Annotated in this window: 9 protein-coding genes; 8 read left to right on the forward strand and 1 reads right to left on the reverse strand. The window is 35.8% G+C overall.

Annotated features, from left to right (window positions below):
- Window positions 1–161 precede the first annotated feature (161 nt).
- Together JMA43_RS02825 and JMA43_RS02830 are read left to right on the forward strand one after the other, a co-directional pair.
- Complete coding sequence (locus tag JMA43_RS02825; RefSeq protein ID WP_342154734.1) at window positions 162–3,308, forward strand: TonB-dependent receptor; 3,147 nt, start codon at window positions 162–164, stop codon at window positions 3,306–3,308.
- Window positions 3,309–3,320: 12 nt separating this feature from the next.
- A complete protein-coding gene (locus JMA43_RS02830; RefSeq protein ID WP_342154736.1) occupies window positions 3,321–4,658 on the forward strand; it encodes an alkaline phosphatase family protein in 1,338 nt (445 codons plus the stop codon).
- Here JMA43_RS02830 and JMA43_RS02835 read toward each other — a convergent pair.
- Window positions 4,655–5,284, reverse strand: coding sequence for a Crp/Fnr family transcriptional regulator (locus JMA43_RS02835; protein ID WP_342154738.1), 630 nt, complete (start codon window positions 5,282–5,284; stop codon window positions 4,655–4,657). The genes JMA43_RS02830 and JMA43_RS02835 overlap by 4 nt on opposite strands.
- Before the next feature lie 446 nt (window positions 5,285–5,730).
- On the opposite strand from JMA43_RS02835, the gene JMA43_RS02840 reads away from it, so the two are divergent.
- The 6 genes from JMA43_RS02840 (at window position 5,731) to JMA43_RS02865 (ending at window position 17,770) form a co-directional block, all read left to right on the forward strand.
- Window positions 5,731–8,961, forward strand: coding sequence for a SusC/RagA family TonB-linked outer membrane protein (locus JMA43_RS02840; RefSeq protein WP_342154740.1), 3,231 nt, complete (start codon window positions 5,731–5,733; stop codon window positions 8,959–8,961).
- 12 nt (window positions 8,962–8,973) lie between these two features.
- Window positions 8,974–10,800 (forward strand): RagB/SusD family nutrient uptake outer membrane protein, encoded by a 1,827-nt coding sequence (locus tag JMA43_RS02845; protein ID WP_342154742.1) that lies wholly within the window; start codon window positions 8,974–8,976, stop codon window positions 10,798–10,800.
- Between the two features lie 21 nt (window positions 10,801–10,821).
- Window positions 10,822–12,501: a DUF5123 domain-containing protein gene (locus JMA43_RS02850; RefSeq protein WP_342154744.1), complete on the forward strand. Its 1,680-nt coding sequence runs from the start codon at window positions 10,822–10,824 to the stop codon at window positions 12,499–12,501.
- A gap of 129 nt (window positions 12,502–12,630) precedes the next feature.
- A complete protein-coding gene (locus JMA43_RS02855; protein WP_342154746.1) occupies window positions 12,631–14,112 on the forward strand; it encodes a pectate lyase family protein in 1,482 nt (493 codons plus the stop codon).
- A 49-nt stretch (window positions 14,113–14,161) separates the two neighbouring features.
- Window positions 14,162–16,321 (forward strand): pectinesterase family protein, encoded by a 2,160-nt coding sequence (locus JMA43_RS02860; RefSeq protein WP_342154748.1) that lies wholly within the window; start codon window positions 14,162–14,164, stop codon window positions 16,319–16,321.
- 42 nt (window positions 16,322–16,363) lie between these two features.
- Entirely contained in the window at window positions 16,364–17,770 is a 1,407-nt protein-coding gene (locus tag JMA43_RS02865) for a glycoside hydrolase family 28 protein (protein ID WP_342154750.1), read from the forward strand.
- Window positions 17,771–17,785: the final 15 nt, after the last annotated feature.

A 17,785-nucleotide genomic window follows, 5' to 3' on the forward strand; every position in this document is an offset into this window, starting at 1 on the left:
TGCAAAGATAGGGAGTTTTTGAAAGAACAATTTTGAATTTTATTTCTAACGATTGAAGAGGTTTATTAATATAACGTTAAGTCTATCGACATGTTAAAAATTAACATCATGTTTTTTTTCACTCAAAATAGTTTTGCAAAATAAAAACTAACACTAAAAACATGAATACAATTAACATTAGACATTTATTGTTGATTATTATGCTTTGCGGAATCAACTTCTTAAATGCTCAATCAACAAATGCTTCCATAAGAGGGAAGTTCACAGATTCAAATGAAATACCATTAATGGGGGTTACTATAATGCTTGAAAACACCTCTACTGGTTTTAAAACTGGAGCAATTTCGAATGAAGAAGGAGATTTTATTTTTCAACAATTACCTTTAGGAGGTCCCTATCATTTCTCTGCATCATATATAGGGTTTTCTACCGTTGTAAAAAATGATATTATACTTAATCAAAGTGATGTTGTTGAGTTTAATATCGTGATGCAAGAGAATATTAACAATTTAGAAGAAATAACATTAACTGGAGAAAGCTTAACTCAAAGGATTAATCAAATAGGTTCTTCTACAAAAATTAGTAGTGCTCAAATAGAAAATCTACCTTCAGAAGGAAGAAATTTCACGAGACTAACTAGTTTGTCTCCTCTACAAGGAGGAGGATCTTTGAATCTTGGAGGTCAACGTAGGTCTTCAACTAATTTAACTATTGATGGTGCAAATGCTAGAAATACACTTACTGCTGGAGAAATTGGTGGTGGACCATATACTTTATCTCAAGAAGCTGTAAGAGAGTTTGAAGTGTCGACAAATGATTATAGTGTAACCCAAGGTCGTCAAGGGGGAGGTGCGTTAAACATTGTTACCAAATCTGGTACAAATGAACTTCATGGTAGTGCTTTTTTCTATCATAGAGCAGATGCATTACAAAGCAAGTATAATATTGCAGGACAAGATCGGAATGCTGATTTTTATACTTCTCAATATGGTTTTAGTCTTGGAGGACCTATCATTAAAAATAAGTTACATTTTTTTACTACATATGAACGCCAAGATGCTGGGGATCCTGTAAGTATAGCAGATATACAAAGTGATGCAGACGCTAATAGATTGGGTATTTCAGAAGAAAATTTAAATCGTTTTTTAAGTATCGCGAGAAACCTATATGGAGTAAGTGACTCACAGCAAGTAGGGCAGTTTGATAGAAAAACGACTGCAAATAACTTTTTTTCACGTTTAGATTGGCAAATAAATGATAAACATCGTCTTACAATTAGAAACTTATATAATGATTGGGATAGTCCATTAAATTCGAGTGACAATTCCGACATTGAAATAGTAGAATCATGGTCGGATTATAAATCAAAGGAGAATAGTACGCTTTTATCATTAAGGTCTAACTTTTCGTCTTCATTGACAAATGAATTCAAAATTCAATATCAATATGCAGAACGCTCTTTCAATCCAAGTCCACAATTACCTCATGCAAACATTCCAAGAGCAATAGTTGAAGTAGAATCTGTACTACCAAATGGTAATACAAGCGCACGAGATGTACAATTAGGAGGGCAAAGATATTCTCCAGAAACTAACCTCGAAAAACAATGGCATATTGCTAATACTGCATATTGGAATTTAGATAATGTTAATTTTACCTTCGGAACTGACAATACAATTACTTATTTAGAAACATTATTATCTAACGAACAGAACGGAAGATTTTTCTTTGATTCATTAGACGATTTTGAAAATCTAAACCCTAGCAGATATGCACGAGAAGTTCCACTTAAAGGAACCCCTTTGGTTAAACAAACTGTATTAGACTTATCGTTATTTGCTGAAATTGATTTTTATTTACACAAAGATTTAAATGTGGTTGCGGGTTTAAGGTGGGATGCAACTTCATTTCAAGATGGAGCAGAGTATAATCCTGTTGTAGATGAAGAATTAGGAATTCGTACAGATGTTAAACCTAATGATTGGAACAATATTCAGCCAAGATTACAATTAACTTGGAATGTAAATGGAAAAGATTCAGATATTATAAGACTTGGAGGAGGGATGTTTACATCTCAACCTCATTATTATGCGCAGGTAAATAATATACAAAATAGTGGTACTTTATTGGGAGCTATAGACGTTACTGGTACGGCTGTACCAACACCAAATTTTAATGATTATAGAAATGACCCTTCTACTGCACCTGGAATTCCAGAAGGAGAAGTTCCTTTTTCAACAATTAATGCTGTGAGTAAGGACTTTGAAGTTCCTACTATTTATAAAGCAAACCTAAGTTATACACATTTTTTTGAGAATGGGATAAACATTGGGGTAAATGCTTTAATTAGCCACACAAAAAATAATTATGTATATCAAGAAGCTAATCTTGTTGCAGAACCATATTTTGTAACTCCTGAAGGAAGAGAAGTTTTTGTTCCTGCAAACACAATTCCAGAGAATGGAGTAATCGATTGGAAATATTCAAGACAATCCGATAAAGTTGGAAGAGCATTATTGTTAACATCAGATGGTATCGTAGATCAAGCTGCTTTAATAATTGAAGCTGGAGCTCCAATTGGTAAAGATGGTTATATTAACACAAGTATAACTTTTAATAAATCTAAAGATAATTCATCTTATAATTGTTGTGTAGCAAATACTTCAACTTTTTTACCTGTTGAAGGCGATCCAAGAGATTTAAATTATGGTTATTCAGATAATCATTTTGGAACAAAGTTTATCTTAAATGGTGCTACTCCATCTTGGAAAGGATTCAAGCTAGGAGTTACTGCAATAGGTTCAGGTGGTTCTAGATATAGCCTTATGGTAGACGATAATACAAGTGCTAATGGAGATTTTAATCTCCGAAATGATATTGCATATATCTATGATCCAAACGATCCAACTACACCTCAAAACATCAGTGACGCATATCAACAAATTTTAAATGATCCCTCAACAGCACAAAGTTTTAAAGACTATTTAAAAAATAGTTTTGGTGGTTTTGCTGAAAGAAATGGAGGTGAAAATCCATTTTATTATACTATAGATATGCGCTTAACTAAAGATTTTAACTTCTATAAAAATCAAAAACTACAACTATCGGCTGATATTTTTAATCTTTCAAATTTATTAAGCAAAGAATGGGGAGCTAATCATGAATTTGGGAACCGAGATTTTATGAAAATTACCGGTTTTAATCAAGATACACAACGATATAACTACGACGTTCAAACAGGAGCTGGAACCACTCCAATAGGTGGTACTCCATGGCGTTTACAACTAGGAGCTAGATACTCTTTTTAATTTTACTTTATTATGAAAAAAAATATTCTTACAATTTTAAGTTTTTTAGTAACATGTTTAATTTATGCACAATCAGATAAATATGTTGTATTGATTTCAATTGATGGATTTAGGCCTGACTTTTATCTCGAAGAAGAATGGCCTGCACCCAACTTAAAAGAAATGGCTGAACAAGGAACAAAAGCATTAGGTGTCAGAGGGGTTTTCCCCTCTGTTACCTATCCTTCCCATACAACTTTAATAACAGGCGATAAACCCTATAATCATGGGATATATTATAATGCACCATTTGAGCCTGAAGTGCAAACCGGGAAATGGTATTGGGAAGCAGATTTAATTAAATCTCAAACATTATGGCAGGCGGTTAGAGATGCTAATTTAACAAGCGCTTCATTTTTTTGGCCTGTTAGTGTTGGAGCTCCTATTGATTATAATATTCCTGAAGTATGGAGCTTAGATAAAAACTCCAAATTTATGGCTGAAAACAGAAAAAATGAAAATCCAAAAGGATTTTTAGCAGAATTGGAAAAAGCTGCAACTGGAGTCTTAACAGAGCATAATTTTAACGGAGATTATCTAAACAGAGAAGACCGCACCGGAGAAATGGCTGCATATACTTTAGAAACATACAAGCCAAATTTCATGTCAATACATTTAATAGCAACAGATCACTTCCAACATTCTGAAGGAAAAAAAGGAGCTACAGTATATAAAGCTCTAGCAGCAACCGATAGAGCAATTGGTAAAATTAGAGAGGCGGCTCAAAGAGCTAATATCGATGATAAACTTACAATTATTGTCACTGGAGATCATGGCTTTGTCGATATTCATAGTTCAATAAGTCCTAATATTTGGTTGAAAGATCTAGGGTTGTTAGACGATTCTAAGAATAGTGGAAATTGGAAAGCTATTTTTCATACAAGTGGAGCTTCTGCATTTTTAATTTTGAAAAATCCAGATGATACTAAAACACTCAATATGGTTAAAGATAAATTAAATAGTTTACCAAAAAATATACAGAAGTTATTTAGAGTTGTTTCTAAGGAAGAGTTGCAGACTGAAGGTTCTTCAAAAGAAGCTGTTTTGGCCCTTGCTCCTATTCCAGGGGTAGCAATGTCTGGATCTACAAAAGGAGACATTATTCAACCTAGGAAGGGAGGAACACATGGATATTTTCCTAACTTTAAAGCTATTGAAACTGGATTTGTGGCATGGGGAGCTGGTATTCAAAAAAGCAAAACCATTGAAACAATGAATATTGAAGATATTGCACCTATTGTTGCTGAAATATTAGAAGTTAACTTTACACCAAAAGACGGGGTGTTATATCCTGGCATTTTAAAAGATTAAAAACAATTAATTTCAATTTTTTGTAAAGTGTTTGCAATTGTTTGACGGGTGGCCCCTACAAGGTCACCCAAATCTTTTTGAGTAAGGAGTTCAAATAATAAATACTCTTCACCAAAACAATCATTTACTTGATAATTAAAATAGTATTTTAGATATTTTAGCTTTTCTAAGGCTCCTTTTTCATTAGCCATTCTAATTTTTTTTTCAGCATTAACCCACCTACTAACAAGATAGCTTATAAACCATTCTGAAACAATAGGATTGGTTAAAACTGTAGATTTGAAGAAATTAAGGTTATATCTCCGTAATCTACAATCTAACAGGGTTTTTGAATACTCATAAAATTGTCCATCGTTTAAAAATTCGTAGTTTCCAAAAAAATTCCCCTGCCCAATAACATCATAAATATATGGACTTCCATCCTGTGTATAACTCCCAAGTTTTACAGCTCCTTGAACAACTTCATAGATATATTTGGATTTTGTACAAGCTTCATAAATAAAGTTGTTTTTAGGTTCAATAGCCTCATGTATAAAAGCACTATGATTTTTATAATTGTTTTTTACATAATTATAAAAATCGAAGTTTCTAAAATTATTACTGTTTGCCGAGTTGGGGTTTACCATAAAAGTAAAAGTATGTAGAACTATATTAAGATTTAGTTATGGCAATATTAACATTCTAATAAAAGATAAGATTGAACAATGTTATCGATTACAATTATTGAGTTTTCACCTTCTTTTCACCGTTATAAATTAGCTAACAGAGCTCTATTTTCGTATTATTAGGGGTTAAAATTTACATATATGCTAAATTTTTATGTATAAAATTTGGATATATTTAATTTATGGATATATTTGTGCAATCGATTACATGATTTTTACACTGTTTTGTAAATAATCTTATAGTCAAAAAGACTATGTTTTTGCATTTGTAAATTAATTGAAGTCGATACTTAACTAGCTAACCAAAAATAACTTTTATGACAAACCAACACTTTTCAAGTTGCTTGGGTTCTTCGCAGGGCTTAAGCACTCTCCAAAGTCCTACAAAAAATTGGTGGTGTTTTTCAATGCTGCTTTTTTTTCTGCTTTTTACTACAACGATTGCGTCTCAGGAACTTCAAGTAATAGGACAAGTAAGTGGAGACGATTTATCTGGTCCATTACCAGGGGTTACCATTATCGAGAAAGGAACAAGCAATGGTGTGGCATCCGATTTTGATGGAAACTACAGCATTACCGTTTCGAGTCCGAATGCAACATTAGTTTATTCGTACATAGGTTTTGTAACCAAAGAGGTAGCGGTAAACGATCAACCTGAAATTAATGTAAGTTTAGATCCAGATGTAAACCAATTAGACGAAGTTGTATTGATTGATTACGGTTACGGAAAGGTAAAGCGTGAGGATATGACAGGGTCGGTTGCGACAATGTCGGCAAAAGAGATTTCTAAAATTCCTGTTTCGAATGCTGCGGAAGCACTTGCAGGTCGACTTCCAGGGGTAAATGTTACTACAGCCGATGGTGAGCCAGGAGCAGAAATTAAAATTCGTGTTCGTGGTGGTGGTTCTATCACCCAAGATAACTCGCCACTATACGTTGTGGATGGATTTATTGTAAGTAGCATTAATGATATTCCACCAAACGATATCGCTAGTATAGATGTATTAAAAGATGCTGCTGCAACAGCAGTTTACGGTGCACAGGCATCAAACGGGGTAATTGTAATTACTACAAAATCTCCTGTGGCTGGAAAAGTTTCTATTTCGTATAACAATTTCTTTCAGTTTAATACACTTCCAGAAGACAGACGTTACGATGTGCTATCGCCATACGAATATGTATTTGCAAACTACGAGTACGCTAAATTACAAGGGCAATCTCAAGTAGATAATTTTGAAAAGTATTTTGGTAAGTACGACGATATAGAGTTGTACAGATCTAAACAAGGAACCGATTGGCAAGAGGAACTCTTTGGAGGTTCTCGTTTGTCGCAATACCACAACATTGCAATTAGTGGTGGTACAGACATGACGAAAATGCGTTTGAGTGTTTCTAGAAATGATGACGAAGGGTTATTAACAGGATCTGCATACGAAAGAACAGCGGTAAACTTTAAATTGAATCAAAAATTAGCCGATCCGTTGCGTTTAGATGTTTCTGCCAGAATTACAAACTCTGTTATCGATGGAGCAGGTACTTCTAGCAATGCACAGTTAAAAATTAAAGATGCGGTTCAAGCGCGTCCTGTAAATGGTATTGCAGATGAATTGGAAATCGATTTAAATCAGCCAAATAGCGACGACGATTACCAACAATTCTTATTAAGCTTGGTTGATCCTACCGAACTTGTAAAGCAAGATTGGCGTAAAAGAACCGAAAACAGCTATGTATTGAATGCTGGTTTAACATGGTCTATTTTTTCTGATTTAGATTTTAAAACCACTTTTACTACGGAAAAGAAATTTAGAGAAGACCTTCGATTTTACGGGCCTTTAACCGGTGAGTCTTTTAACAACGGAGGAAGCATGCCTCTTGGACAAAAAGACAACAGAGACAACGATTCATACCGTTGGTTAAACACATTAAACTATAAAAAATATTGGGGAGACGATTATAAATTAGACTTTTTAGTTGGTTTCGAAATGTCTTCAGCAGGAGGTAAAAGAAGTTTTATTCGTTCGGAAGATTTTAGATTATCTATTACTCCAGAAGAGCTTTTTGCAAACATGGCTTTTGGTCGTGTAGATAGATTGTTAACTTCGGAAGATACGGATGTTAACCGTCGTTCTTTATTTGGAAGATTAGATTTTCAACTTCAAAACAAATATATCTGGACACTTACTTTTAGAGGTGATGAGTCTAGCCGTTTTTCAAAGGACAATCGTCTAGGAATTTTCCCAGCATTGGCATTTGCATGGAAACTTGAAAACGAAGACTTCATGAAAAATGTAGATTTTGTAGACGAGCTTAAACTGAGAATTACATATGGAGAAACTGGTAACGACCGTATCGATCCTACAGCAACTCAGTTTTTATTTAGTGCTACAACCAATCGTGGTCCTGGTTTTGGAAACGTAGACAATGTGTACTATGCGCCAAGTAGCGATGTACTTTACAACCCAGACTTAAAATGGGAAACTACAGTAACCAACAACATCGGTATCGATTTTGCATTGTTCAACAACCGATTAAATGGTAGTTTCGATTACTATAAAAATGAAACAAGAGACTTATTATTAGAGTCGGCTATTCCAAACAATACAGGTTTTGACACACAATGGGATAACGTAGGTTCAACTTCAAACGAAGGGATTGAGCTAGGGTTAAATTCTTATATCGTAGAAAGTGCCGATTTTAGTTTATCGGCTAGTTTTAACATCGGTGCCAATACTTTTAAAATTGAATCTTTAGATGGTACCAATGAGCGTTTCTTTAGATCGAATTGGGCGAGTACCGATTTAAATAACATCAACGATTACTACTTAAAAGTAGGTGGAAAAGTTGGAGATATTTACGGATATGTTACCGACGGAATGTACACTGTTGATGACTTTGAAAGTTACGACGAAGCTTCTGGAAATTATATTTTAAAAGACGGAATAGCTTCTTCAGGTGGAGTTGTAGGAAATACAAATATCCGTCCAGGGTTTTTAAAACTGAAAGACCTTGATGGTAATGGAGAAATCAATGCAGACGACCGTCAAGTAATCGGAAATGCAATGCCAGATTTTCAAGGAGGTTTCGGATTTAATGCGCGTTACAAAGGTTTTGATTTAGGAATTTTCTTCAACTATCAATACGGAAACGATGTGTATAACACAGGGAAAATTCAGTATAACCAATTTAGAAGGGTTACCTACGGAAATATGCTGAACACGATGAATTCGGACAACCGTTTTACGTACATCGATGTTGATGGGCAATACACAGGAACTCCAGGAGAAGTAGTAACCGACCTTAACCAATTACAACAAATGAATGGCGATAAAGCTATTTGGTCGCATGCGAGTCATGGAATTGCAGGTGCAGTAGTACACTCTTGGGCAATCGAAGACGGTTCTTTTTTAAGGTTAAACAACTTAACATTGGGGTATAACTTCCCAAAACAATGGATTTCTAAAGTAGGATTAAGTCAGTTTAGACTTTTTGCTACTGGAAGAAACTTGCATATCTGGACAAATTACTCTGGTTACGATCCAGAGGTGGATTCAACTAATGGAGGTTTAACACCAGGGGTAGATTATTCTTCATTCCCTAGAAGCCGTTCGTATACTTTAGGTCTTAACTTAACTTTCTAAAAGGTCAATAAAATGAAAAATATATATAATTCAGCAAAAATAATTCTTACTTCATTGTCATTGACACTCTGCTTAAGTGCTTGCGATGACGATTTTATGGAGCCAGATTCGCTCTCTACTTTCGATAATAATTACATTTATTCAAACGTAGACGATGCTAGAAACGGGGTAAATGCAATTTACTCGTACTTTAACCAAGATGCTTTCCGTTCGCGTTTGTCAAACAACATGGCAGGAAATACCGATATCGAACATCAATCGGGTTGGTCGAGTAATGGAGACAGGTATCAAATTTGGAATTTGGACGCACTTCCAAGTAACAGAGATTTAGATATTGTTTGGACATACGCATACCAAGCAATTAGAGATGCAAATATTTCTATTGAAGGAATTACGAACAGCGGAAATCTTGAAAACGAAGATGAAACAGTTCGTAAAACAATGCATCAACTTTTAGGAGAAGCTTATACACTTAGAGCCTATTGGTACAGCATGCTTATTTACTATTTTGGCGATGTGCCTTACGTAGTAAATGCGCCTGTAGCCGGTGATGATTTTAACTTACCTAAAACCGATAGAAACACAATTTTAAGTGGCGAAATACAAAAGCTTATTGAAGTTGAAGAAAACATGCTTTGGGCAGATGAAACTCGTTTTGGTGTAGAGCAAGTAAACCGCGAATATACTTTAGGAATGATTGCTCGTTTATCGCTTCAAAGAGGAGGTTATTATTTAAAACCAGACTTATCGCAAGCGCGCGCATCAGACTATAAAGAGTATTACACTATTGCACGCGACTACGCTAAAAAATTAATGGACTTAAAAGACAGACCATTACCAACCGATTTTCGTCAGATTTTCTTAAACAATGTAACTTTTCAAACGCCTGTAAACAGCGAAATTTTATTCGAAGTTCCGTTTTCATTAAACAGTGGAGATGTGGGTTGGAATATCGGAATCGAAGTAGAAGGAGGACCAACATCGTCACACAATTACGGTTCTGGAAACAACTATATGGCAATGCCTGTAACCTACTATTTCTCGTTCGACACTTTAGATGTTCGTCGTGATGTTACCTGCGGATTGTACAGAATTAATGCCGATTTTGAACCAGAATTTATAGACGGACCAATGAATATTTCTCAAGGAAAATGGGGTCGTCATTTATTAGAAACACCTCCAGGAGCATCCACTGCAAAAAGTACTGGAATTAACTGGCCAATGCTTCGTTATGCAGATGTTTTATTAATGTATGCTGAAGCTGAAAATGAATTAAACGGTCCAACTTCCGAAGCACAAAACGCACTAAGAAGAGTTCGTCAAAGAGCTTTTGAGGATACTGATTGGGCTGAAAAAGTAGACCAATACATCAACAATATCTCTGCAAGTAAAGATTCGTTTTTTGAAGCAATTGTAAACGAACGTGCATGGGAGTTTGGAGGTGAAATGATTCGTAAATACGAGTTGATTAGATGGGGAATTTATTCTGAAAAAATGGAAGAAACCGTAGAAGGATTAAAACAATTAGCAGACGAAGCCTATAACGGAACTACCGATTTACCAGACTATATGTATTGGAAACTGGATGAAGAAGGAAACTTTACCATTTTAAATCCGAATTCTAGAGTAGTTGCTCCGCCAGATGATACATGGAATCAAGTTCCTTTTTTACTTGACTTACACGACGATACAACAACGTACGACGAGTGGATTTTACGCGACTGGGAAAACTACATTAACGGGCCAAACCCTGGAGTAGCTCGCTATATTTTCCCGATACCAACAATCGCGATAGAAAATAGCCAAGGAACCTTACAAAACGATGGCTACGGATTTTAAATCAACTTAAAAAAGGAACAAATGAAAACTAATAATAGCATATTTAATATAAAATCGTTTCTAGGTTTATTGCTCTGCATTACGCTTTTTAATGCCTGCGATAAAGACGACGACGGAAGTTTTGAGCAAACAAGACTTTTTAGACCTGTACTAAATGAAGAGCTTTTTTCTGAAGGAAATACCATTATTGTAAACATGGGAAAACTAAAAGAAGCGCAATCGTACACACTCGAAGTGAGTAGAGATACTTTTACAACCGTAGAATATACCATCGAAACTGATACCAACTACGTGGCTATAAACAAAGAACTTGTAGGTGAAGATTTATTTTGGAACACACTTTATCAAGTTCGTGCTACTGCACACGCTTCCGACCCTCAATACGATAGTAAATCGTCTGATTTAGGAAATGTAAGAACACAACGTTTCCCAACTATTTTAAATGTACCAGAAGCGTATGACGTTACCGATGTAGCTGCAAGAGTAACATGGACACCAGCAGGTGCGGCCGTTACCGGAATTCAAGTATTTGCTGCATCCGATTTAAAACTGGAAACTCCTCTATTTGACGAAACTCCTGTTTCAAGTGAAGAAAACGAAAACGGAGAAGGTTTTGTTGAAGGATTAAGTCCAGAAACCGAATATCAAATTGCAATTTACAGTGGTGAAGATATTCGTGGATGGGTAAATTATACCACTAGAGTTGCCGATATCGATGCTTCAGATCCAAATGTAATTGACGTTAGAGAGAATGAAAGCGCAAGTGCAGTTGCCGATGCCGTTGCAACAGCACCAGACGGAGCAATCATTTTAGTAAAACATGGAGTTACTTACGATCTTCCAGAAGACGATTTAAACAAATCGATTACCATTCAAGCGGCCTATGGTTTTGGCAAGCAAAAAGCAAAACTTTACACTACTGGTAACTGGAATATCGCAGAAAATTCAAATATAGATCACATCCGTTTTGTAGATATCGAGTTGAGAGGTGAAGATTATTCAGGAGATTATATCTTCAACCCAAACACCGATAATATCTACGTTAGAGAAGTAAGTTTCGAAAATTGCGAAATTGGTACTTTAAGAGGTGTGATGAGAATTAGAGGAACTGTGGAGATCGATAACTTTATCATTAATAACAGTGTGGTAGATAGTATTGGTAACTACGGAATTATCACTGCCGATACCAACCCTGCAGATGCTGGAGATACACCAACGGCACGTTTCAACAATATCACGTTTAGCAACAGTACGTTTAATAAAATTGATACCGGAATTCAGTCTAGAAACAACTCGCAATCTATCGTAATTGAGAGCTGTACGTTTGCAAACTTTATCAATACTGGTGCACGCTTTTTACGCTACCGTGGTGGTGATGGAAACAGCGACGTTGCTAACGGAATTCAAATTAAAAATTCGATTTTCGGACATTCATGGGATCAATCTGGAGAAGGAGTTTACGGAATCCAAGGTGTTGGAGAAGGTTTAGAAAATACCAATTTCGATTTACTAAATCTTTACAGTACTTCCAATTTCTCTTTCAATGAAGGAAAAGAAATTCCAGGCTTCCCGGTAGGAAACTACTCGGGTACACAAGACGATTTGTGGGTAGACACAGATAATAATGATTTTAACTTTAAAGACTCCGGCTTCTCTGGAAAATACAATTCTGGAGACCCAAGGTGGAGAGCACAATTATAATAAATAGTTTGTTTTAGTTAGTATGCAACCTTAACTAAGGCTGGCACCCAAATAGGCATAGCGGGTGCTGGCTTTGGTTTTTTTCAAGCAGTTGCACTTTTAACAATTCAAAACAAAAAAAGTAAACTCATGAAAAAATCTATTTTCATCCTTTTATTAAGCTGTTTTATTAGTTGCTCTAATTCTGACGGAACAGGGATTGATCATGACGACGATACTACGCAAGCTGATTCTTCCGAAGAAAAACCAACACAAGTAAAAGAAGAAGCTTTTGCATTTCCTGGAGCTGAAGGTTTTGGAAGAAATACCACAGGAGGACGTGGCGGAAAAGTACTTTTTGTGACCAATTTAAACGACAGCGGAGAAGGAAGTTTTAGAGAAGCAGTAGAAACCGAAGGTCCACGATACATTCTCTTTAAAGTTTCTGGAAACATTAGTTTAAAATCGAGATTAGATATCGAAAACGGAAACCTTACCATTGCTGGACAAACAGCTCCTGGCGACGGAATTACCATTAAAGATTACCCAGTAGTTATTAATGCTGATAATGTAATTATACGTTATATGCGTTTTCGAATGGGCGATGCCAAAGCACAACAAGCCGATGGTCTAGAATCTCGGTTTCATAAAAATTTAATGATTGATCATTGCTCGATAAGTTGGAGTACCGACGAAACTGCTACTTTTTATGCCAATGAAAACACCACGCTACAATGGAGTTTTATAACCGAAAGTCTTCGAAACTCTGTTCACGAAAAAGGAGCACATGGTTACGGAGCTATTTGGGGTGGTAAAAAAGCGTCTTTTCATCATAATTTATTGGCGCACCACGATAGTAGAAATCCGCGTTTGGGAGAGCAAGCAGGAAAAGCTTTTGCGCTTACAGATTTAGTCGATTTAAGAAATAATGTAATTTACAATTGGGGAAGCAACAGTACTTATGGCGGGGAAGCTATGAATGTAAATATTGTAAATTGTTATTACAAACCAGGTCCTGCAACTGTAAAGAAAGATAGAATTATCGCTATTGATAAAAATAAAAACGAAGGAACCGAAGTGTACGATATTTGGGGTAAATTTTATATCTCCGGAAATTACATGGAAGGCAGTAAACTAGCCACACAAGATAATTGGACGTACGGAGTTTACAATCAAATACATCATAGCTATGGAGAAGTTTCTGAAGCAGATAAACAAGCGATGAAGCTTACAACTCCTTTGGATATTGAAAATAATGTAACCACCCATTCCGCAGAAGAAGCTTATAAAAAAGTAATTGAATATGGCGGGGCTTCATTTGTTCGAGATGCTATTGATGAACGAATTGTAAACGAAGTTAAAACAGGAAGCTATACCTACGTTGGTTCTAACGGAAGTACAAAAGGAATTATCGATACGCAAAGCGATGTTGGAGGTTGGCCAGAACTTAAAAGTGAAACTCCTCCGCAAGATACTTCAAACGACGGAATGCCAGATGCATGGAAAACAGCCATGAAGTTAGACCCAGAAGCGTATAATCCAAACGGAAATGATTTGAGCTCTGCATACGACAATGTAGAAGTGTATATTAATAGTTTAGTAGCATCAATTACCGAACAACAAAACGAATAATTACATGTTTTATCAGAAAAAATTACTACCTCTTTTTTCATTTTTTATCATGCTAAGTACTTTTTTAAGTGCTCAGCAATTGGCATTTCCAACAGCCGAAGGTTTTGGTCGCTACGCCACTGGTGGTAGAGGCGGACAAGTGTATGTGGTTACCAATTTAAACGATAGTGGCGAAGGAAGTTTACGTAAAGGAATTTTAAAAAGTGGCCCTCGAACAATCGTTTTTGCGGTTTCTGGTAACATCACCTTACAGTCGGATTTAGATATTAACAAAGGCGATTTAACCATTCTTGGACAAACAGCGCCTGGCGATGGCATTACCATTAAAGGTTATCCAGTGAGTGTAAAAGCTGATAATGTTATCATCCGATACATGCGCTTCAGAATGGGCGACGAATTTGGGGTTGAAGATGATGCTTTGGGTGGTAGAAACATCAGCAATGTCATCATCGACCATTGTTCCATAAGTTGGTCTACCGACGAGAATGTTTCATTTTACAACACGCGTAATTTCACTATGCAATGGTGTATTATTTCCGAAGCACTTAACCGTTCTGTGCATAAAAAAGGCGCACATGGTTACGGCGGAATTTGGGGTGGTGTAAATGCTTCTTTTCACCATAATTTAATTGTGAGTAATAGCAACAGAAATCCGAGATTTAGCGGTTCTTCTTCTACCAAAAACTCCGAAAATGAGTTTGTAGATTTTAGAAACAATGTTATTTATAACTGGAAGCTTAACAATATTTACGGCGGAGAAAAAGGAAGTTACAATGTAGTGAACAACTATTTAAAACCTGGTCCTGCAACGTCTTCCGACAAAAAAGATAGAATTTTAAATCCGTATGAACCTTATGGAAAGTTTTTCCTTTCGGGGAATTTTCTCGAAGGAAACCAAAGTATCACAAATGATAATTGGTTGGGGGTTATTGCTGATAATCCTTCGGAAGCAAAACTTTCAGCACCTATAAAAATTGATAACATTGAAACTCAATCGGCCGAACAAGCCTATGCTCTAGTGCTCAAAAATGCAGGTGCTAGTAAAGTGCGAGATGCGGTTGATTTAAGAATTGTTTCTGAAGTTAAAAACGGAACAACAACGTACAAAAACGGAATTATAGACTCGCAAAATGATGTAGGTGGTTGGCCTGTTTTAAAAGAAGTTATTGCTGAAAAAGACACCGACAAAGACGGAATTCCAGATACTTGGGAACAGCTTAACAAACTTGAAACTACAAAGGAAGATGCGCATTTAATTGATGCGTCAACAAATTATTCAAACATCGAAGTTTATGCAAATTCGCTTTTAAAAAATTCAGTATTTGACTTTGTGGTAAGTGCCGACGGAACAGGAAATTTCACTTCGGTACAACAAGCTATTGATGCAGTTCCAAACTTCAGAAAAAAGCAAACTCGCATCTTCATAAAAAATGGGGTGTATAAAGAAAAGTTAGTACTCCCCGCCTCTAAAACCAATGTTGCTTTTATTGGGGAAGACAAAGAAAAAACAATATTAACATTCGACGACTACGCCAGCAAACACAATGCTTTTGGAGAAGAAATGGGAACTACAGGTTCTACGTCGTTTTTTATTTTTGGAAACGATTTTTATGCTGAAAATATTACATTTGAAAACAGTGCAGGTCCTGTCGGACAAGCAGTGGCAGTTCGTGTAGATGGAGACCGAGTGTTTTTTAATAATTGTAAATTTTTAGGCAATCAAGACACTTTGTACCTCCACGGAAAAGAGAGTCGTCAATACTATAAAGATTGTTACATTGAGGGAACTGTCGACTTTATTTTTGGATGGTCTACAGCATTTTTTGAAAACTGTACCATTGTGAGTAAAGACCACGGTTATGTTACGGCAGCATCTACCGAAAAAGATACTAAATACGGAATGGTTTTCTACAATTGTAAGCTTTTGAGTAAAGCCGAAAAACATTCGTTTTATTTAGGTAGACCGTGGCGAGATTATGCACAAACCGTTTGGATTGATTGTTATATGGAAAACCATATTAAACCAGAAGGATGGCACAATTGGAGTAAGCCACATGCCGAGCAAACTACTTTTTATGCCGAGTATAATACCTCAGGTCCTGGTGCTTCAACAAAGCGTGTGCCTTGGGCAAAAAGCTTAACCAAAGAGCAAGCAACAAACTTTAATAAAATAAATGTTTTAAGCGGAACCGATAACTGGAACCCCTAATTAAAAATAAATCTACTAACTATTAAACAACAAATATTACAAATGAAAAAAAGTAATTTACTTTACGTACTAGCCCTTCTGTTTGTATGCTTTTCGTGTAAAGAAAAAAACACAAAAGAAATAGCTAAAACAGAAGACCCAGCCGATAAAATTATCAGTGAAATTGTAGTGCCAACATTTGCTGAAAAAGATTTTAATATTACTGAATATGGAGCTGTAGCAGATGGAGAAACAAATAACTCAAATGCTATAAAATCTGCAATTGAAGCTTGTAACCAAGCAGGTGGTGGCCGTGTGGTTGTTCCTGCTGGAAAATATGTTACTGGCCCGATACACTTACTGAGTAACGTAAATTTTCATTTAGAAGATGGAGCTGAAATCCTTTTTTCAACCAATCATAAAGATTATTTACCTGTAGTTCATACTTCTTACGAAGGTGTAGAATTAATGAATTACTCGCCATTAATTTATGCTTACAAACAAAAAAATATTGCCGTTACAGGGAAAGGAACTTTTAATGGACAGGCAAGCAATGAAAATTGGTGGCCATGGTGTGGTAAAGATGAATACGGACATGTAGAAGGAGCGCCACAACAAAAAGATTCTATCAACCTTCCGAGACTTCGTAAAATGAATGAAGCTGGAACTCCTTTAGCCGAACGTCTTTTTGGAGATGGTTATCAACTACGTCCAACGTTTTTCGAGCCTTTTGAGTGCGAAAATATTTTGGTTCAAAATGTAACTTTTACCAATGCTCCGTTTTGGGTAATGCACCCTATAAAATCGGTTAATATTACCGTAGATGGTGTTACAGTTCGTAGTCATGGTCCAAATAACGATGGTTGTGACCCAGAGTATTCTAAAAATATTGTAATTAAAAACTGCCTGTTTGATACAGGAGACGATTGTATTGCCATTAAATCGGGAAGAAATGATGACGGACGTCGTGTTAATATTCCGAGTGAAAATATTGTTGTTGAAAACTGCGAAATGAAAGATGGTCATGGTGGTGTTGTAATGGGAAGCGAAATTTCTGCAGGTGTACGCAATGTATATGTTAGAAATTGTAAAATGGACAGTCCTAACTTAGATAGAGCCATCAGAATAAAAACAAATACTTTACGTGGTGGTTTTGTTGAAAACGTTTTTGTAAAAAACATAGAAGTTGGTCAAGTAAAAGAAGCCTTTTTAAAAATAAATACGCATTACGGAATTTACGCTAACCAAGAGGGCGATTATTTACCATCTATTAAAAACATTCATATCGAAGATGTAAAAGTTGAAAACGGTGGGAAATACGGAATTTTAATTAAAGGTAGAGAAGCATTGCCAGTTAAAAACATCACTTTTAAAAATGTTGTGATAAACAAGGCAGAAACACCAATGCTTATCGAACATTCAGAGCCTGTACAGTTTACAAATACAACTATAAACGGACAAACCTATTAAACCTATAAAATCAAC

Origin of the sequence: Joostella sp. CR20 (assembly GCF_038433465.1) — a bacterium.
GTDB lineage: Bacteria > Bacteroidota > Bacteroidia > Flavobacteriales > Flavobacteriaceae > Galbibacter.